The organism is Candidatus Cloacimonadota bacterium (assembly GCA_020532085.1).
Taxonomy (GTDB): domain Bacteria; phylum Cloacimonadota; class Cloacimonadia; order Cloacimonadales; family Cloacimonadaceae; genus Syntrophosphaera.
Genome location: JAJBAV010000010.1, coordinates 55,468 through 72,901, shown reverse-complemented (window position 1 = coordinate 72,901; position 17,434 = coordinate 55,468). Strand labels below are relative to the sequence as shown.

Here is a 17,434-nt window from a genome sequence, read left to right as displayed (position 1 = left end):
ATAGAGTGACAAAATATGAGCCTATCTATTTTGTCAAGAATTATTTGCAGATTTCAAAAACTACTTTTTGATCCTAAATGCTCTTACTTTTTCACCAGACCCTGAGGATTATGTGCAAAGGTCTTAGTAGGATTTAGGAGTTAAGGTAGGTAGATTATTAGGTAAAGATGTAGATTAGTACCCGGCATTATCTGTTGTATTGAAACCGAACTCCGAAACCGTGTGGAAAGGAACTGATGAATTGATGCATCGGGAGTATGGTAAGGAATTGATGAAGAGATGGAATCGCTCAAATCATTCTGACCGGATATTCCTTTTTGTCAGCACAGAAGACGTAAGAGGTTTATAAAGTATCACCCAAATCCGCAAATGGGTATCACCTGTCACAGTGGTCGTAAATGTCTATGGGCTGGCGAGATGCATAGGACTGACTTTAGACTGTGTCACAGTGGTTTTGGACGTTTTTGGATGTTTCTGTATCAGGGTTTCTATAAATTTGGACTGATTTTGGGGTATTTTCAGACCATCGGATTTTTAAAAACTATTAGCGCATTGTTTCCACTGTGCCGGTGGTGCGTTTTCCTGCATCAGTAAATAACTCCCGGTCTGAATTGGGTCCAACGAATTATGCTATCAATCTCACCCGGGGGTATCAGCCAGGATCATCCTGTGGGCGTAAGATATAAAAGCTTAATGTATTGGGTTGTTTGCCCACCTTGCTTGTCGCCGTTACAGATTTTCAAATCATTGGCTGGTCCCTGATTCTGGCGATAAATTCACCAGGCATAAAGTAATCTCATGTGATAAAAGGGGGAGGGCACAGCATTTTTTGCTTGACATGGATTCGAATGTGCGTCTACATACACACACAACTTAACAGCCGTTTGGGAACAGCATGCAAGCAGGTCCAGGACGCTATTCTGGCTCCTGAACGGCAAGTGTATCTGGCCACAAAGATGTTTGACGGTGACCTTGAAGTAGGTTCGCAACTGCTTCATCAACATCTGTTATGACATATTAAAAAATTTGGGAGGAACAATGGCCAAAACAACTCTCACATGAGCACTTTTGGTTTTCTTCGCCGTTTCGAGCCGGAGAATGCACACTTCCAAGGTCAGCAACCTATGCTTGGTGTTCCGCAAGTCTTCGCGCTCCCGGACGCCAATTATCGACAGAGATCAGGCATAATAATTATCAAGGAGAATGACATGAACAGAGCTCTAATATTCCTGGCGCTTCTCATTTTCGTGGGGAGCCTGAACGCCTTCATCGGGGAAGGCATATCCAATGTTTTCACCATCACAGGCACCCCGGTGGATGAATCCATCCTGCCTCCGGACGCTCAAAACACCTGGATGCGACCAGCCAGCCCCAACCCCTTCCGCAGCGGCGACCAAGCCCGCGTAAACCTAAACGTCAAGACAGGTGAAACCGCCACCTGCGGCATCTACAACCTCAGCGGGCAGCTCGTCCGTTCCCAAACCTATTTCCCCGGAAGCCACAGCTTTGTCTGGGACGGACGCGACCCACAGGGAAATATCTGTGGCAGCGGGATCTATCTGCTCAGGCTTCAGTCCCCCAGCCACAGTTCCAGCGCCAGACTGGTGCTGCTAAAGTGAGGGGGGCGTCATGAAAAAGTTATTCTTACTTATCACTGCACTTATGGCAGCCGGACTGCTGTCGGCAGCCCCGGCGGTAACGAACGTAATGGCCGCTCAGACTGGTAATGTGGTTTTGATCAGCTATCGCCTGGCCCACCCGGACAACCTGCCCTGCGAAGTCTCACTGCGGGTATCCAATGACGGCGGGGCCAGCTACACCATCATTCCCACCTCCCTCAGTGGAGACTATGGGACCATAGCGGCCACGGCGGACGGCGCCCAGTATCAGATCAACTGGTTTTTTGGTCTGGACGGCGTGGGCAACGGCAACAATTACCGTGTGAAAGTGCTCGCCGACGACGGGGCGGGAGAGGTGGCGCAACCTGTCTTCGATCCTCCCGGTGGCAGTTATGACTCCGCGCAAACTGTGAGCATATCCTGCGCCACAAATGGCGCCACGATCCGCTATACCACGGATGGCAGCGAGCCCGATTCCGCTTCGCTGCTGTATTCCAACCCGATCATTGTTGGCTCGACGCTTACGTTGAAGGCAAAAGGATTCAAGCCAGGCTGGATACCCAGCGCCATCGCCAGCGCGACTTACACCATAACATCCTTACCATCCCAGATGATCTTTGTCCCCGGTGGCACTTTCAATCCCACCACATACTACACAGTGACGCTATCATCCTTTTACATAGGCAAATACGAGGTGACTCAGGATGAATACCAAGCGGTGATGGGGACAAATCCTTCATACTTTGGCGGCAACCCCAATCGTCCTGTGGAGCAAGTCTCCTGGTTCAACGCCATCGAATACTGCAACCGCAGGAGCATGCAGGAGGGGTTTACGCCTTGCTATAGCTACAGCAGCTATGGCACGAATCCGGACAACTGGCCTACCGGATGGAATACTTTATACACCAACCACACCAATGTAAGCTGCAATTGGAGCGCCAACGGCTACCGCCTGCCCACGGAGATGGAATGGATGTTTGCCGCCAAGGGGGGCAACCAGAGCCAGGGCTACACCTATAGCGGCAGCAACGATATCGACGCGGTGGCATGGTATTATAATAACTCCGGCTTCCGGACCCACGATGTTGGAGAAAAAGCAGCGAACGAGCTTGGCACCTTCGACATGTCTGGCAATGTGTGGGAATGGTGCTGGGACATTTATGGCAATTATCCCACCGGCAATTATACAGATCCGACAGGTCCTGCGAGCGGATCGGACCGTGTGTTACGCGGCGGCAGCTGGGGCAGCAGTGCCGGCGACTGCACCGTTTCGGGTCGGTACCTCAACCTCTACGCTACGCACACGCACGGCAGTGTAGGCTTCCGCTGTCTCAGGGTTTCCCCTTGATTTTTGGTTTTTGTCCTTTTTGCCTTTTGCAAGCTACAAAGCGAAGGGAACAAGATTTGAGGCGGAAGTAAACAAGGGGGTGCAGGGGGATTTTTCCCCCTGCCGCCATGTAATAAATATTAAAGAGAGTTAGATGTATAGACTGATGTTGGTGCGTTTCGATCGCGATAATGGACGCTTCGAGGATGATGATTTCAACAAGTTTTGTGCGGAGCAAAGCATTGTCCGGATAGAAAAAGAGTTCATCAACAGCAATGGGGAGATCTACTATTCTTTTTTCATCGAGTATGTTTCCCGCAAGCCAGCCAGGGGAAAGACCAGCACGGACGATCTGAGCGAATTGGAATTGGCGCAGTATGAGGCCTTGCGGGACTGGCGCAATGAATTGGCATCAGGTGAAGGGATTCCGGCATATATTATCATGTATAATTCCCAGATTCATGATATAGTGAAGCGGCAGCCGCGTGCCAAAGCTGATTTTGTGGCGATCAAGGGAATGAAGCAGAAGGCGGATAAGTATGGCGAGACAATAATCCGCATATTGCAGGAGGTGGAGCTTGACAAGCAAGAATAACTATCCTCTGTACGTGAAATGGATGGATATTGTGCCCTGGATAATGGCAAGGACGGAGCGCTTTCCGAAGAACTTGCGCTATTCCTTGTCCCAAAAGATAGATAACACTTGCCTGGAAGTTTTGGAGCTGATCGTGCAGGCCATATACAGTGCGTCGAAGCGGGACATCCTGCAAAGGATTAATCTGAAGCTGGACCTGCTGCGGGCACTGCTACAGATGTCCTTCAAGATGCAACGCCTCAGCGAGAGCCAGTATGTGTATATCAGCCGGGAGCTGCTGGAAAGTGGCAAAATGGTTGGGGGCTGGCTGAAAAGTGCCTAAACGGGTTGGTTTTCTCTACGATCAATTGACCTCTTGGTCAAATCTGTATCTGGCCTATAAAAAAGCTTGCCGGCACAAGAAACGCAAGGAAGAGACCTCTGAGTGGATGTTCAATTGCGAGAAGAATCTGTTTGATTTGCAGGCAGAGCTGAAAGAGCATCGTTACCAGCCCCGGCCCTATCGATATTTCATGATTAGGGAGCCCAAGGAAAGGGTCATCAGTGTGGCTGCATTTCGGGACCGGGTTGTGCACCACGCATTGGTAAACATCATTGAGCCCATCTTTGAGACAATATTCATCAAGGATTCTTATGCCACCCGTAAACACAAAGGTTTGCATTTGGCAGTAAGCTCAGCGCAAAACTATGCTGGAAAACATCAATGGTATATGAAGCTGGATATTGAGCAATTCTTTGCCAGCGTGGATCATGCCATCCTGCTTGGCTTGATCCGGCGCAAGATCAAAGATGAGGAGGTGCTTTCGCTGTGCGCAACAATCCTGGGCAACCAAACCGAAAGCATGAAAGGATATGGCACTTGCCCGGGCAATGGAGCAAGGGGACTGCCGGTGGGAAATCTCACTTCGCAGTTTTTTGCCAATGTTTATCTTAACAAACTTGATCACCATGTCAAACAGCGGCTTGGCTTTTCCGCATATGTGCGGTATATGGATGATTTCATACTGTTTTCGGATGTAGCGGAAAAGCTGAAGCAAGCACTTGCTTCAATAGATGCGTTCCTATCGCAATATCTTGATCTGAATATCAAGCCCAAATCTGTGCAAATCAACCGGACACAAAATGGAATTCCTTTCCTGGGATACCGGATTTTCCCGAAATTGCTGCGCTTGCGCCGCGAAAACCTTCAAAGGTGCGTCAAAGGGATCGAAAAGACTGAAAAAGCTTTCATGAGGGGGGTGATCGAGGCAGAAACGCTTTATCAAAGTACTCGCAGCCGTATGGGCTTCATCGGCTTTGCGAACAGCAACCATCTTGCAAGATCAATTTGGGGTGGAAATCAGCAAGCGGATCAAACCGTGTGAAACGCGGCGGCAGCTGGAACAACAATGCCAACAACTGCACCGTTTCGAATCGTAACAACAACAACAACGCTACGAACACGAACAACAATATAGGCTTCCGCTGTCTCAGTATCTTCATAATGAGAACCTGTCCTGGTTTCACGGCAGGTCATACAGGGAAATCCAGATTTCCATCCTGCTCCCGAACAAGGGACAAAAAAAGAAAGCGAACCCGCAGCCCGGTAGCTTGAGTGTCGAAAGGCTGCGGGTTAGAATGAAACCTAAAAGACGTAAGAAATATAGATCCTTCATTGTAAAACCTGATACAGGGGTCTCACTATTAACGGTGATTTGCAACGAAAGTGCTACTATTTGCAATTTTACTTGATACTTATAAAGGTTGGCAGTTATCTCCATCTCCGGTCACGGATAAGGCGCGGCCGAAAATTCCGCTTGACACCATTACAGCCGCCCAGAAAATGACCGTCAGTTTGGAAAGCGGTGCAAAGGCCGCATTTGCAGATAATAGAATTGCCTTTGTAAGGACAAATAGCTACGGAAGTTAGCTATTTTTTTTGACGCAAAATGAGTGTGTAAAGGAAGCAAGATGGAGTATTACCGTCCGCAAGTCGAAGACATTGCCCGCCGGATCTGCCAGGAGCAGCATCTGGCGCTGTACGACCTCGATGAAAAGATGTCCGGCAAGGGGCGCATCATCACGATTTACCTCACCAAGATCGGTGGGGTCACACTGGATGAGTGTGCCAGATTCAGCCGCGCCCTGGGGGCGGAGCTGGAGGAATTTGACCTGATCCCGGACCGCTATTTCCTGGAAGTGTCGTCACCCGGCCTGGAACGCCCCCTGAAGCTGAAAAGCCATTGGGTGAGCGCGATCAACGAGAAGGTGGCGGTGCAATGGGGCGACGGAGAGCAAAAAAACTCCACTTTGGGCACCCTGACCGAGGTCAATCAGGACAGTGTGATCCTGGACGACCGGGGGAGCAGGGTGGAGATCGCGCTGAAATCGATCTCCCGGGCCAAGACAGTCTATCTCGCCACACCGAAGCGGGAGGAGCAGGAATGAACGCGAACATTTTGGACGCCGTGGTGAAGCTTGCCGCCATTAAGCAGCTGGACAAGGAACTGATCCAGGAGATGATCGTGGAAGCGATCCACGCCACGCTGAGCAAGAAACTCGAGCCTGAAAACGAACTGGAGATCTTCATCGAAGAGGCCTCCAGCACCATCAAGGCCCGCTACCTCTGCGAGGTGGTGGAAACCGAGACAAAGCTGGGCGAGATTTCGCTCGAAGACGCCAGACAGCTGCACGGCAGCGGTGTGGAGCTGGGGCAGTTCGTGGCCAAAACCATGGCCATGCACGAGTTTGAGCCCAAACTGATCAAGACCGCCCAAAAGGCGATCCAGGACAAGATCCGCCTGCTGGAAGAAGAGAAGATCCAGAGCGATTTCAACAAACAGAAGAACACCATCGTCAGCGGCAAGATCAAGACCATCGACGACACCGGCGGTTACCGCATCGACATCAGTTACACGGACGCGCTGCTGCCCGCCGATGAGCAGATCGAGAACGAATATTACCGCGTGGGTGACAACATCAAAGCCTATGTGACGAACATCCGCACCCACCAGTCCAACGTAACGATCATCCTCTCGCGCACCAATCCGGAATTTGTGAAGAAGCTCTTTGAAGCGGAGATCCCGGAAGTTTACGACGGCACGATCAAGATCATGAAAATAGTGCGCGAACCCGGCATCCGCACCAAGGTGGAGCTGCTGAGCACCGATCCCAAGCTGGATCCAGTGGCCGTCTGCATCGGTCCCCGGGGCGCCCGCATCGACAGCATCCGCAAGGAGCTGCGCGGTGAACAGATCGACATCGTGGTGCACGACGAAGATCCGGAAAAGATGATCGAACGGGCCCTGGGCGTGGAAAAAGTGAAGCGCGTGATCATCGAGCGCAACCGCGCCGCCAGCGTGATCGTGGAAGAGGCAGACAAGGTGGTGGCCATCGGCAAGGGCGGCAAAAACGTGAAATTGGCCGCCAAGCTCACCGGGATGAAGATCGACATCTTCACCCTGGAGGAATTTGAGGAAAAAATGGCCAAGGAACGCCGCACGGTGAGCCATATCACCGATCTGGACGGCGTGACCGCCAAGATCGCCGAGATCCTGCGCCAATCCGGCTACACCTCCGTCCAGGACATCTACGCCGCCTCGGTGGAGGAACTTTGCAACCTGGAAGGGGTGGGACAAAAAACCGCCGAACGGCTCAAGGAAGCCGCCAAATATTTCTGATGCCAAACCAAAACAGTCACGCGGACCATGTGCCCCAGCGCACCTGTGTGGTATGCCGGGCGAAAAGGGAAGCCGGGGAACTCCTCAGCTTCTTCGTTCTGCCTCAGGGCATCGTGTTCGATCCGCGGCGCCGGGTGCAAAGACGCCAAAACTACGTCTGCCCCCAGCCGGACTGTTTGAAAGGCCTGGACAAATGGAAGCGGAACCATCTGAAGCGCAGATTCAATCTACGCTCGGAAGCCATGTTCAATTCTGCGGGGAAGCAGTGATGGACAGCGGCCACGAACTGACGCGCAAGATAATCAACCTGATGCAGTTTGCCCGCAAAGCCGGGAAACTAATCTCCGGAGCGGACGCCTGCCTGCGGGAACTGCATTCCCGGGGCCTGCGGCTGATCATCATCGCCACGGACACGGCGCAGCGCTCGGCTGCCCGGATCGAAGCGGCTGTTCAGCAAGCCGGATCATCTGTTTCCATTCTTCGCCTCGGCACTCAGCAAGAGCTGAGCGCAGCGTTGGGCGTACCTATCACAGGGATCTACGGAATAACGGACAAACAATTTGCCACCCGGATGCTGGAGTATCATCACAGCATCGCCAAAGTGGAGGAACAAAGTGCAAATAAGAGTACATGAACTGGCCAAGGAACTGAAGATCAGCACCATGGCGCTGAAAAAGCACCTGACCGACCTGAACGTGATCGTAAAAAGCCACATGAGCCTCATCGAAGAGGACGTGGCGAACCTGATCCGCAGAAAATACAACGAGCAGATGGACGCCGAAAAGAAAGCGGAAAAGGACAGAAAGCGTCTGATGGAAATGCGTCAGGCCGCCAAGACCGGCAAGACCGAACCGGCCGTGCCTCAAGCAGCTCCAGTGGCGGAAGTGGCGGAGGAAACTCCGGCCAAGCCCGTGAAAGAGAAAAAGGGGCGCAAGAAAGCGGAACCGGAGCAGGAAGCCAAGCCTAAAGCCCAGCCTGAACCGCAGCCAGAACCTCAGCCGGAACCAGAGGAAGCGGCGCCGGAAGCGCGGCCTCAGCCCGAAAAATACGTTCCTCCCACCAAGGAAGCTCCCAAACACCGCGTGATCGTTCCCTACACCCAGGCCACTCCGGTCCAGCCCCGGGGCAGCAAACCGGCCCGGCCCAAATCCTATCTGGAACGTCCGGACGACAGAGGCGCCGCCCGGCCCAAGCCCGACCCCAGAAAGCGGGCCGAAGAGCCGCGCAAAAAGCCCGGAGCGCCTGATTCCGCCCCGCCAGTGGTGGCCGTTAAAGAACCCGAAAGCAAAAAATTCGGCAAAACCAAGGTGAGCCACGACGATCTGGGCGACAAGAGCCGCCACAAAAAAGCCATCATCGGCACGGCCAAAAAAGGCAAACAGGTGGAAGTTCCGCTGGTCGAAGCCGACGAAGCCGAGATTTCCCGCAATATCAAGAAAGTTTTGCAAAAGACCGGCAAAAAGAAAAAATACCATCGCGAAGCCCAACTGGTCGAGGACACCGGCGACGGCCTGGCCGTGATCCGGGAATTCACCTCCGTGAGCGAACTGGCCAAGATCCTGAATCTCTCCGCGGGTGAGATCATCAGCAAGTTTTTCGCCATGGGCCAGCTGGTGACGATCAACCAGAGGCTGGACCGCGATTCGCTGGAAACGATCTGCGAAGAGTTCCAGGTTCCCTTCCGCTTTGAGGAAGAGTTCGGAACAGACGTTCTGGACCGGGAAAAAGAGCAGTACAGCGATGTCGCGGAAGAGCCCCGGGCGCCTGTGGTGACCATCATGGGCCACGTTGATCACGGCAAGACCTCGATCCTGGATTACATCCGCAACACGAACATCGTGGCGGGCGAATCCGGAGGCATCACCCAGCATATCGGCGCCTACCAGATCGAGATCAACAAGAACAAGATCACTTTCCTGGATACACCCGGCCACGAAGCTTTCACCGCCATGCGGGCGCGCGGCGCCAACGTTACGGACATCGCCGTGATCGTGGTGGCGGCCAACGAAGGCATGAAACCCCAAACCCGTGAAGCCATCGACCACGCCAAAGCCGCCGGGGTGCATCTGATCATCGCCATCAACAAGATCGACCTGCCGGATGCCAATGTGGACCGGGTGGTCGCGCAATTGCTGGATTACGGGGTGCTGCTGGAACAATACGGGGGAGAGGTGCCCTGGTGCAAAACCTCGGTGGTGACCGGGGAAGGGGTGCTGAACCTGATCGAGCTGATCCTGCTGACATCTGAAATGATGGAACTCAAAGCCCGCCGGGAAGTACCCGGGCTGGCCGTGGTGATCGAATCCGCCAAAGACACGCGCATGGGTTCGGTGGCCACAGTGCTCTTGCAGGAAGGCACCCTCAGCAAGGGCGACATTATTGTTTGCGGCGCAACCCACGGCAGGATCCGCAAGATCGAGAACGAACGCGGCCTGGATGTGAAGATACTCCATCCCTCGGACGTGGGCAGGATCTACGGCCTGAACGACACCCCCAAGGCCGGCGACGTCCTCAACCAGGTGGAAAGCGAAAAAACCGCCCGCAGCATCAGCTCCGAGCGGACCCACATCCGCCTGGAACGCGAAAAATTCCAGAACAAGTCCTCGCTGCAGAACATCTTCGCCCGCATCAAGGAAGAGGCGATCAACGAGCTCAACATCATCATCAAAACCGATACCGACGGCTCCGCTGAAGCTTTGGCCGATTCCCTGGAGAAGATCGCCAACGATGAGGTGCAGGTGAGCATCATCCACAAAAGCGTGGGCGGGATCAACGAAGCTGACGTAAGCCTGGCCTCGGCTTCCAACGCCGTGATCATTGGCTTCCACGTGCGGGCCAGCCAGCTCGCGCGCAAACTCGCAGAGGATGAGGGCGTGGAGATCAAGCTCTATCAGGTGATCTACGACGCCATCGACGACGTGCGCCAATCGCTGGAAGGCATGCTCAAGCCCAGCATCGAGGAAACCGTGATCGGCTCCGCAACCATCCGCCAGGTCTTCAAGATCAAGAAAGTGGGCACCATCGCCGGCTGCCAGGTGGACCGCGGCGTAATCAGAAGGGTCTGCAAGGTTCGCCTCTACCGCAACGACGTGTTGGTGGCGGAAGACGACCTTTCCTCGCTGAAGCACTATGCCAACGATGTGGCCGAAGTGAAGGCGGGAACAGAGTGTGGCCTTTCCCTGGCGAATTTCTCCGACATCAAGGAAGGCGACGTATTGGAATGCTATGTGCTTGAAGAGGTGGCCAAGAAACTCTGATGAAATCGCACCGCATACCCCGTTTGCAGGAAGAGCTCAAAAAGCTCTTCAACATCGCCCTCAGCCAGAAACTGCGGGATCCCGCGCTGGATTGGGTGACGATCACGGACGTGGTCATTTCCAAGGACCTTAGATACGCCAAGCTCTATTTTTCGCATTACAACAACCCCGCCACCCACGCCAGCATCAGGGAACACCTGATCAAAACGTCGGGGTTCCTCAAAAAACAAATCGCAGGAGCACACATCATGAGAACCATTCCCGAACTGACCTTCTTCTATGACGAGACCGAGGACCGGGCCGAGGCGGTTGACGTCTTGCTGGCCTCGCTCAAAGACAGGTACGGTGACGAAGATGACGATTATGACCCGGATATCGACCTGGACGACTATCTGGACGAAGACGACGTTTACGACGTGGACGAAGACGAAGAGCTCTACAACGAGTTCATCGAGGAAGAGGAAGAGGAAGAAGACGAGGACAAATAGGCCCGTCCGCCCCTGAACCCGTTTCTGGCTGTGCCAACCCGGGCGCGGGCCAAGGTGGGGGAAATCAACATGAAAAACACACAGGAACTGCACGATAAACTTCTGGCCGAACTGCTTCCGGGCCGGACGGTGGGCATCATGTCCCACGTGGAACCCGACGGTGACGGCTTCGCGGCCAGCCTGGCCCTGCAAAAGATTCTTAAGGCCCGGGGCCTGTCCAGCGAGATTGTCGTGGACCCGGATTCGCATCTGGAACGCTTTGCCTTCCTGATGGAGGGAGCAGCGGTGCTCACCCACGAAGAGGGCATGAGCTACGATCTGCTGATCGTGCTGGATTGCAACAGCTACAGCCGGGTGGCCCAGCGTGAAGCCCTGATCCGGTCTTCCCGCCACGTGATCCTGATCGATCATCACGTTCCGGAAAACGGCGTCATCAAAACCGATTTCAGCTTTGTGGACACCTCCGCCGTTTCGGCCGGGGCCATCATCCACAGGGCCCTGCAGAGCGAGATAGCCGCTTTGCCGGAGGACGTGAGGATCGCCGTGGCCAACTGCATCTATGTGACCATCATCAACGACACCAACAATTTCATCAATGCCAACACCGACGCCGAGGTCTTCCGCATCGCCTCGGAGCTTGGCGAACTGGGCATTTCGCCGGCAAAGCTGTACAAGCAGTATTTCCTCAATCACGAAGCCCTGGAGATGCGCTACATCGGTGAAGTGCTCTCCACCATCGAGCTGCACAACGGAGACCGCGTTCTCTACATGTATTCCACCCTGGACATGCAGACCCGCAACAAGCTCACGGCCGATTCCATCATGAACATCACCCGCTGGGTGCAGGGCGTTCGGGACATCGACATCGTGGCCTACCTGAGGGAAGAAAAGCCCGGCGAGTACAAGCTCAGCCTGCGCTCGCCCAGATTCGACGTGAATTCGGTGGCCTCCTCCTACGGCGGAGGCGGCCATGTAAGCGCTTCCGGGGCCAACCTGCGCGGCGATCTGGACACGCTCAAGGCCGATATTCTGAACAAGCTGGACCGAACTTTGCGCGATCTCCCGGCGAATGCCTGAACCAAGCGGATTCCTGCTGATCGACAAGCCCGCGGGCTGCAGCTCCTTCGATATGGTGCGCAGGCTGCGAAAAATCACTGGGATCAGGAAGATTGGCCACACCGGCACCCTCGATCCCTTTGCCACCGGACTGCTGATCTGCGCGCTCGGGCCTGCCACCCGGCTGTGCAAATATCTGGAGGCGGAGGATAAAAGCTACAGCGCCACCCTGCGCTTGGGCAGCCAGACCAATACCGGCGACACCGAGGGCGAGTTTGTGCGCTTGGATGGCCCGGTTCCGGACCAGGTGGATGAGGCTTGCCTTCTGCAGCAGGTGACCCGGCTGCGGGAACTGCGTCCTCCTCAGCATTCAGCCCTGAAAGTGAACGGCCGCCCGGCCTATGCCTACGCCCGCCAGGGTGAGCTGTTGGAACTTGCCCCGCGCCCTGTAATGATCAGCGAATTCAAGGTCTTGAGCTACTCTCCTCCCGATCTGCGCTATGTTTGCCGTGTTTCCAAGGGCACCTACATCCGCAGCTTAAGCGAATACCTCGCCGGCTGCCTGAACACGGTGGGACACACTGTTGCCCTGCGGCGTGAGGCCATCGGCGCGGTGGGGCTGGATGAAGCCTGGCAACTTGACGCGCTGACCCCCGAGAATTTCCAGTCCGCTTTCCATCCGCCCCGGCAGCTGTTCACGGGCTTTGAGTTTTTCCAGCCACAGGCAGCCGAATTGGCCGCGCTGAGAAACGGCCAGGCTTTTGGCAGCGAAGGCGCGGACGCGGAACGCATCCTGCTTCTGGACTCTAGCGACGCCATCCTCGGTGTGGCCAGACGGGCTTCAAACCTCGTCCAGCCCGTGATCAACCTTGTGTAACAAAATGCGAAACAGTGTTTTAAGCATAGGCAATTTCGACGGCCTGCATCTGGGCCATCGCAAACTCATTGGCGAACTCATCGCTGTGGCGCTGCAGCTCCAGCTAAAAAGCGTGGTCATCACCTACGACAACCATCCCGCCGAGGTTCTTCAGCGCCGCTTGCATCCCCGCCTGCTGCTGCCTCCGTTGCAGAAGGCAAGACTGCTGCAGGAACTGGGGGTCGATGAAGTAGCGCTGCTCCATTTTGATGAGGAGCTGGCCCGCGTTTCCGCGGAAGACTTTCTGCAGGGGCAGATCATTGGCCGTTTCGCACCCGCGGCCATGGTGCTGGGTTACGATTCCCAGTTCGGTCACCAGCGGCGGGGCGACTACGCCTTTTTGCAGGAACACCAGGCCCGTTACGGCTACCAGCTTCATTTTGTGGAGCCGCTGCAGCACGGCAACCGGGTGGTGAGCAGCACCCTGATCCGGGAAATGCTCACTCTGGGCGATCTGGCGGAGGCCAACCGGCTGCTTGGCGCGCCCTACACCCTGTTTGGCGAAGTAGCGGGCGGTTCCGCCCTGGGCCGCGACCTGGGATTTCCCACTGCCAACCTGCGTTTGGAGGACGCCCGGCAATTGCTGCCCCAAGCCGGGGTTTACCTCAGCCGGGTGCGTCTGGGCGAAGACAGTTTTTTTGGATTGACAAATATCGGCTTCAGCCCAACGTTGAAACACAGCGGAAATGTTGTTGTGGAGACCCATATTCTGGATTTTGACCGGCAGATCTACGGCGTTCCGCTGGCCGTGGAACTGCTGCAGTATTTCAGGGAGGAAAAGATGTTCAGCGGAATCAACGCTTTGCGCGAGGCCATGCTGCATGATCTGCAGCGGGCGCGGGAACTGATCGCGAAGGGGAAGCTGTGAAACTCTGCCTGATCCTGGCGCTGAGCTTGCTTTGCGGCCTATCCTTTGCCCTGGGCACGCTTCCCGGCAGCGGCCAAAACGTCTGGCCCGCTGAAGACAGGGAATACAATTTTGCCTACCACAACGGCAGCGACGACTATCATTTTTACGGCGCTGACATCTGGGCGGTGCGCTTCAATTTCGCGGAGGTCTATCCGGAAACATTCGCCAGCGAGTTTGCAGTTGACAAAGCTCTTCTCTGGCTGCCGCAGACGGGTGATTCGGTGCGGGTGGAATTGTTTGCGGATTCCTACGGAGGGCCTGGTGCCAGCCTGGCCTGGGCCAAAGTGCCGGTAATGGCCAATCAGGTGGAGATCCCTTTCGCGAACCCAGTGCAGGGCGATTCCCTCTGGCTGGTGGTCACCTACGCCACGAATTTTGCCAACCGCTTTGTGGCCGCGTCCGCGGGTGGGGGTGAGCACAGCTATTACTGGAATACAAACAGCATCAACCCTTATTTCCAAAGCCTGGCCACGGCCGGTTTTGGCGCTGAGCTGCTCTTCGGCCTGGCCGGGAATTTCGTGCTCAATGCCCCGGATCTGCAATTGGCGGATCTGGAGCTGGAGGGCGTGCTGCAGCCCAGGCAAATGGTGGGGCCAAGCTTCACCATCTTCAATCATTCCGACCTCCCCATCAGCGACGCCGTGGTCCTGATCAACTACTCATCGCCCTTGGCGGGATTCGCCTTTGCGGATTCCCTGCTGGTTGTGGATCCCATCCCGCCGCGCTCGGAGTATGCTTTCAACGCCCAAAGCCCCAATTTCGCCGATCACCAGTTCATCCTGCCGGACCAGCCTCTGCAGCTGAAACTGCGGGCAACCCTCAGCAGCGCCCAGGCGGTTGGCGAGCCCACTGCGAACAACAGCAGCGTGATCCACCGTTTCAGCCTGGCCGAGGCCTATCCTGTCTGGCTGGTGGAAAATTTCCTGCGCAACGGCAGTTCCGCCCAGATCACCACCATCCAGGATCCCTACGCTTTTCCGGACGTTCATGTCCTGAACTATTTTCCCATCCTCAGCGATTCCCTGGCCAATGTGGCCGCGCAGATCAGATTCAACTGGTACAGCTTCAACTCCCTGCCCCGCACGGCCGTGAACGGAGATCTGCGCCTGAACGGGTTTTCGCCCGCTTACGGCACGCAGTATGAGCAGCATTGCCTGACCGCCCAGGACCTGAAAAGCTTCGTTTCGTCCTCGAACTGCCGTTTCGAGCACATCGCCCAGAACGATCTGCTCAGCGCCGAACTGACCTTGTCCAACGCCAACACCCTGCTCTACAATTCCGCCACCGAATATAACCTGATCAACTCCTCCCGCCTGAGTGTGGGGCTCTTCAAAAAAGTTTTTTTCGACGGCGCGGAACGCTTCGTCATCGACCGCTGGATCACGCACGGCGCCCCGCTGAACGGCCCTCTGGGCGCGGGCGAGGAGATAAGGCTGAACTTCAACCTGTCGCTAAGCGACCTTTCCCTGGCCGAGCTGGCCCAAAACTACCGCCTCTATTACTGGCTGCAGCTTGCGGGCGGCGGCAGGATCCTCTATTCCGCCTACAGCGATATCGTGGATGTAGTTGCCGCGCAGGACGAGGTCCAGCCAGTTCCGGAACTACGGATCAGCCCCAACCCGCTCCGGGGCGGCGGCTGTTTGCGGATCTGCCTGGACAAGGGGCAAAAACTGGGCCCGCTGCAGATCTACAACCTCCGCGGACAGAAGATCATGGACCTGGAGGCAGGCCAGCCGGAGATCACTTTGGCCGCCAGCGAATTTCCCGCTTCCGGGATCTATCTGCTTCGCGTTCAGATCGCCCTGCCCCGTGGCGGGACCACCACGGTTTTCAAAAAAATAAACATCATAAAGTGAGCCATCATGACTGACCACATCGACATTTCGGAATTCAAGGACCACCTCGGCAAAGAGATCAACGGCTTCTATCTGGTGGCGGAAAAGGAACTGCGCGACGGCAAGAACGACCAGTATCTGCGCCTGCGTTTGCAGGACCGCAGCGGCACCATCGCCGGCAATGTTTGGAAAGACGCCAAAAACATCAGCGAAACTTTCGCCGCGGGTGACGTGGTGCACCTGAAAGCCCTGGTGAACAGCTATAAGGAACAGATCCAGCTGAATGTTTCCCAGGTCCGCTTTGCCGACCACTCCGAATACAGGATCGAGGATTTCGTCACCCGCAGCAAGAAGGATCCGGACGCCCTGGCGGAGCAGTTCTTTGCCTTTGTAGACAAGGTGGAGAACGTTTGGCTGCACAAGCTGCTGCGCGCCGTCTTTGACGACAAGGAGGTCTTCGCCCGTTTTCTGCAGGCCCCCGCGGCCAAAGGCTGGCATCACAACTACATGCACGGGCTCATCGAACACACTGTGTCCGTGGCCACCCTCTGCGATTTCGTTTCGGTGATGTATCCCGTGAACCGGGACCTGCTGCTCTCCGGAGCGTTGTTGCACGACTTTGGCAAGATCTTCGAATACAACGCCAAACCCGCGATCGATTTCACCGAAGTGGGGCGCTTGATCGGCCATCTCAGCCTCAGCGACCAGTACATCTGCGAACAGGCCAGGCTGATCACCGGTTTTCCTGACGACATCCTGCTCAATTTGCGCCACATGATCCTGGCCCACCACGGCGAATATGAAAAAGCCTCCGTGCGCTTGCCCCAGACCCTCGAGGCGCTGGTTCTGCACCTCTGCGACAACCTGGACGCCCAGAGCGTGGGCGTGGCCCAGATGCTGGAAGCGGCACCGGAAAACGCTGTCTGGAGCGAATACGACAAGCTGAACAACCGCTATTACCACCTCACCAAGATCTGAGCGGATGTTCCAAACCTCGGTGCTGGTGAGCGGTTCCAAGGGCAACGCCGTCCTTGTGCGCACCGGCGAAGTGGCGCTGCTGCTGGATGCTGGAGTGGCGGCCAAAACCATCCTGGCGGCCCTGGACGCCTTGGGCGTTGGCTACAACGAGCTGAAGGCCGTGCTGGTGAGCCACGAGCATTCGGACCACACCCGCGGGGTGGGGGTCCTGGCCCGCAAGCTCAAAATTCCGCTCTACATCAATGCAGGCACGCTGGACCAGTGCGCCCACCGCCTCGGCGATCTTCCCGCCGGCGTCAGATACTTCGAAACCGGCCGCGGCTTCAGCATCCGCGATCTGGAGATCCATCCTTTTGCCTCCTCCCACGACGCCGCGGACAGCTGCAACTTCACTTTCACCCGGAACGGTGACGATGAACGCAAGCTGGGCGTGGCCACCGATCTGGGCTTTCCCACCGCGCTGGCTGTGAACAAGCTGAAACATTGCACCACCCTGGTTTTGGAGAGTAACCACGATGAGCGCATGCTGATGAACGGACCCTACGATTGGGCCCTGAAACAGCGCATCAAAAGCATCAACGGCCACCTTTCCAACCTCCAGGCGGTGGGTGTGGTGAGCCAGGTGATGCATCACGGACTGCAAAACCTTGTCCTGGCCCACCTCAGTGAGATCAACAACGATCCGCAGCTGGCCCTGCAAACCATGCGCGCCTATTTGCAAACCATCCGCAGCGACATTCAACTGCTGGTGGCGGACCAGTATCGGCACACCCCCCTGCTGAATATCTGAGTGC

Annotated in this window: 18 protein-coding genes; all 18 read left to right on the top strand. The window is 55.7% G+C overall.

Annotated elements, in window-relative coordinates:
- Positions 1-1,208 precede the first annotated feature (1,208 nt).
- Complete coding sequence (locus LHW45_04190) at positions 1,209-1,619, top strand: T9SS type A sorting domain-containing protein (GenBank protein MCB5284776.1); 411 nt, start codon at positions 1,209-1,211, stop codon at positions 1,617-1,619.
- 10 nt (positions 1,620-1,629) lie between these two features.
- Positions 1,630-2,967, top strand: coding sequence for an SUMF1/EgtB/PvdO family nonheme iron enzyme (locus LHW45_04185; GenBank protein ID MCB5284775.1), 1,338 nt, complete (start codon positions 1,630-1,632; stop codon positions 2,965-2,967).
- A 133-nt stretch (positions 2,968-3,100) separates the two neighbouring features.
- On the top strand, positions 3,101-3,541 hold the full coding sequence (locus tag LHW45_04180) for an HRDC domain-containing protein (protein ID MCB5284774.1): 441 nt from the start codon (positions 3,101-3,103) through the stop codon (positions 3,539-3,541).
- A complete protein-coding gene (avd, locus tag LHW45_04175) occupies positions 3,525-3,863 on the top strand; it encodes a diversity-generating retroelement protein Avd (protein MCB5284773.1) in 339 nt (112 codons plus the stop codon). Before LHW45_04180 ends, avd begins: the two co-directional genes overlap by 17 nt.
- On the top strand, positions 3,856-4,905 hold the full coding sequence (locus LHW45_04170; protein ID MCB5284772.1) for an RNA-directed DNA polymerase (Reverse transcriptase): 1,050 nt from the start codon (positions 3,856-3,858) through the stop codon (positions 4,903-4,905). The genes avd and LHW45_04170 overlap by 8 nt, the downstream gene beginning before the upstream one ends.
- A complete protein-coding gene (locus LHW45_04165) occupies positions 4,869-5,135 on the top strand; it encodes an SUMF1/EgtB/PvdO family nonheme iron enzyme (GenBank protein MCB5284771.1) in 267 nt (88 codons plus the stop codon). Before LHW45_04170 ends, LHW45_04165 begins: the two co-directional genes overlap by 37 nt.
- A gap of 356 nt (positions 5,136-5,491) precedes the next feature.
- Positions 5,492-5,968, top strand: coding sequence for a ribosome assembly cofactor RimP (locus LHW45_04160; GenBank protein MCB5284770.1), 477 nt, complete (start codon positions 5,492-5,494; stop codon positions 5,966-5,968).
- Positions 5,965-7,200 (top strand): transcription termination factor NusA, encoded by a 1,236-nt coding sequence (nusA, locus tag LHW45_04155; protein ID MCB5284769.1) that lies wholly within the window; start codon positions 5,965-5,967, stop codon positions 7,198-7,200. Before LHW45_04160 ends, nusA begins: the two co-directional genes overlap by 4 nt.
- Positions 7,200-7,469 (top strand): DUF448 domain-containing protein, encoded by a 270-nt coding sequence (locus LHW45_04150; GenBank protein ID MCB5284768.1) that lies wholly within the window; start codon positions 7,200-7,202, stop codon positions 7,467-7,469. Before nusA ends, LHW45_04150 begins: the two co-directional genes overlap by 1 nt.
- A complete protein-coding gene (locus tag LHW45_04145) occupies positions 7,469-7,834 on the top strand; it encodes a ribosomal L7Ae/L30e/S12e/Gadd45 family protein (protein ID MCB5284767.1) in 366 nt (121 codons plus the stop codon). The genes LHW45_04150 and LHW45_04145 overlap by 1 nt, the downstream gene beginning before the upstream one ends.
- Positions 7,815-10,457, top strand: a complete 2,643-nt coding sequence (infB, locus tag LHW45_04140) for a translation initiation factor IF-2 (GenBank protein MCB5284766.1) — start codon at positions 7,815-7,817, stop codon at positions 10,455-10,457. Before LHW45_04145 ends, infB begins: the two co-directional genes overlap by 20 nt.
- On the top strand, positions 10,457-10,945 hold the full coding sequence (gene rbfA / locus LHW45_04135; protein ID MCB5284765.1) for a 30S ribosome-binding factor RbfA: 489 nt from the start codon (positions 10,457-10,459) through the stop codon (positions 10,943-10,945). Before infB ends, rbfA begins: the two co-directional genes overlap by 1 nt.
- A gap of 69 nt (positions 10,946-11,014) precedes the next feature.
- A complete protein-coding gene (locus LHW45_04130) occupies positions 11,015-12,022 on the top strand; it encodes a bifunctional oligoribonuclease/PAP phosphatase NrnA (protein ID MCB5284764.1) in 1,008 nt (335 codons plus the stop codon).
- Positions 12,015-12,878, top strand: a complete 864-nt coding sequence (gene truB / locus LHW45_04125) for a tRNA pseudouridine(55) synthase TruB (GenBank protein MCB5284763.1) — start codon at positions 12,015-12,017, stop codon at positions 12,876-12,878. Before LHW45_04130 ends, truB begins: the two co-directional genes overlap by 8 nt.
- Positions 12,879-12,882: 4 nt before the next feature.
- Positions 12,883-13,785, top strand: a complete 903-nt coding sequence (locus tag LHW45_04120; protein MCB5284762.1) for a bifunctional riboflavin kinase/FAD synthetase — start codon at positions 12,883-12,885, stop codon at positions 13,783-13,785.
- Complete coding sequence (locus LHW45_04115; GenBank protein ID MCB5284761.1) at positions 13,782-15,683, top strand: T9SS type A sorting domain-containing protein; 1,902 nt, start codon at positions 13,782-13,784, stop codon at positions 15,681-15,683. The genes LHW45_04120 and LHW45_04115 overlap by 4 nt, the downstream gene beginning before the upstream one ends.
- A gap of 6 nt (positions 15,684-15,689) precedes the next feature.
- Complete coding sequence (locus tag LHW45_04110) at positions 15,690-16,640, top strand: HD domain-containing protein (GenBank protein ID MCB5284760.1); 951 nt, start codon at positions 15,690-15,692, stop codon at positions 16,638-16,640.
- A 4-nt stretch (positions 16,641-16,644) separates the two neighbouring features.
- The gene (locus LHW45_04105; GenBank protein ID MCB5284759.1) at positions 16,645-17,430 is read left to right on the top strand and encodes an MBL fold metallo-hydrolase; all 786 of its coding nucleotides are present in this window, start codon (positions 16,645-16,647) and stop codon (positions 17,428-17,430) included.
- Positions 17,431-17,434 lie beyond the last annotated feature (4 nt).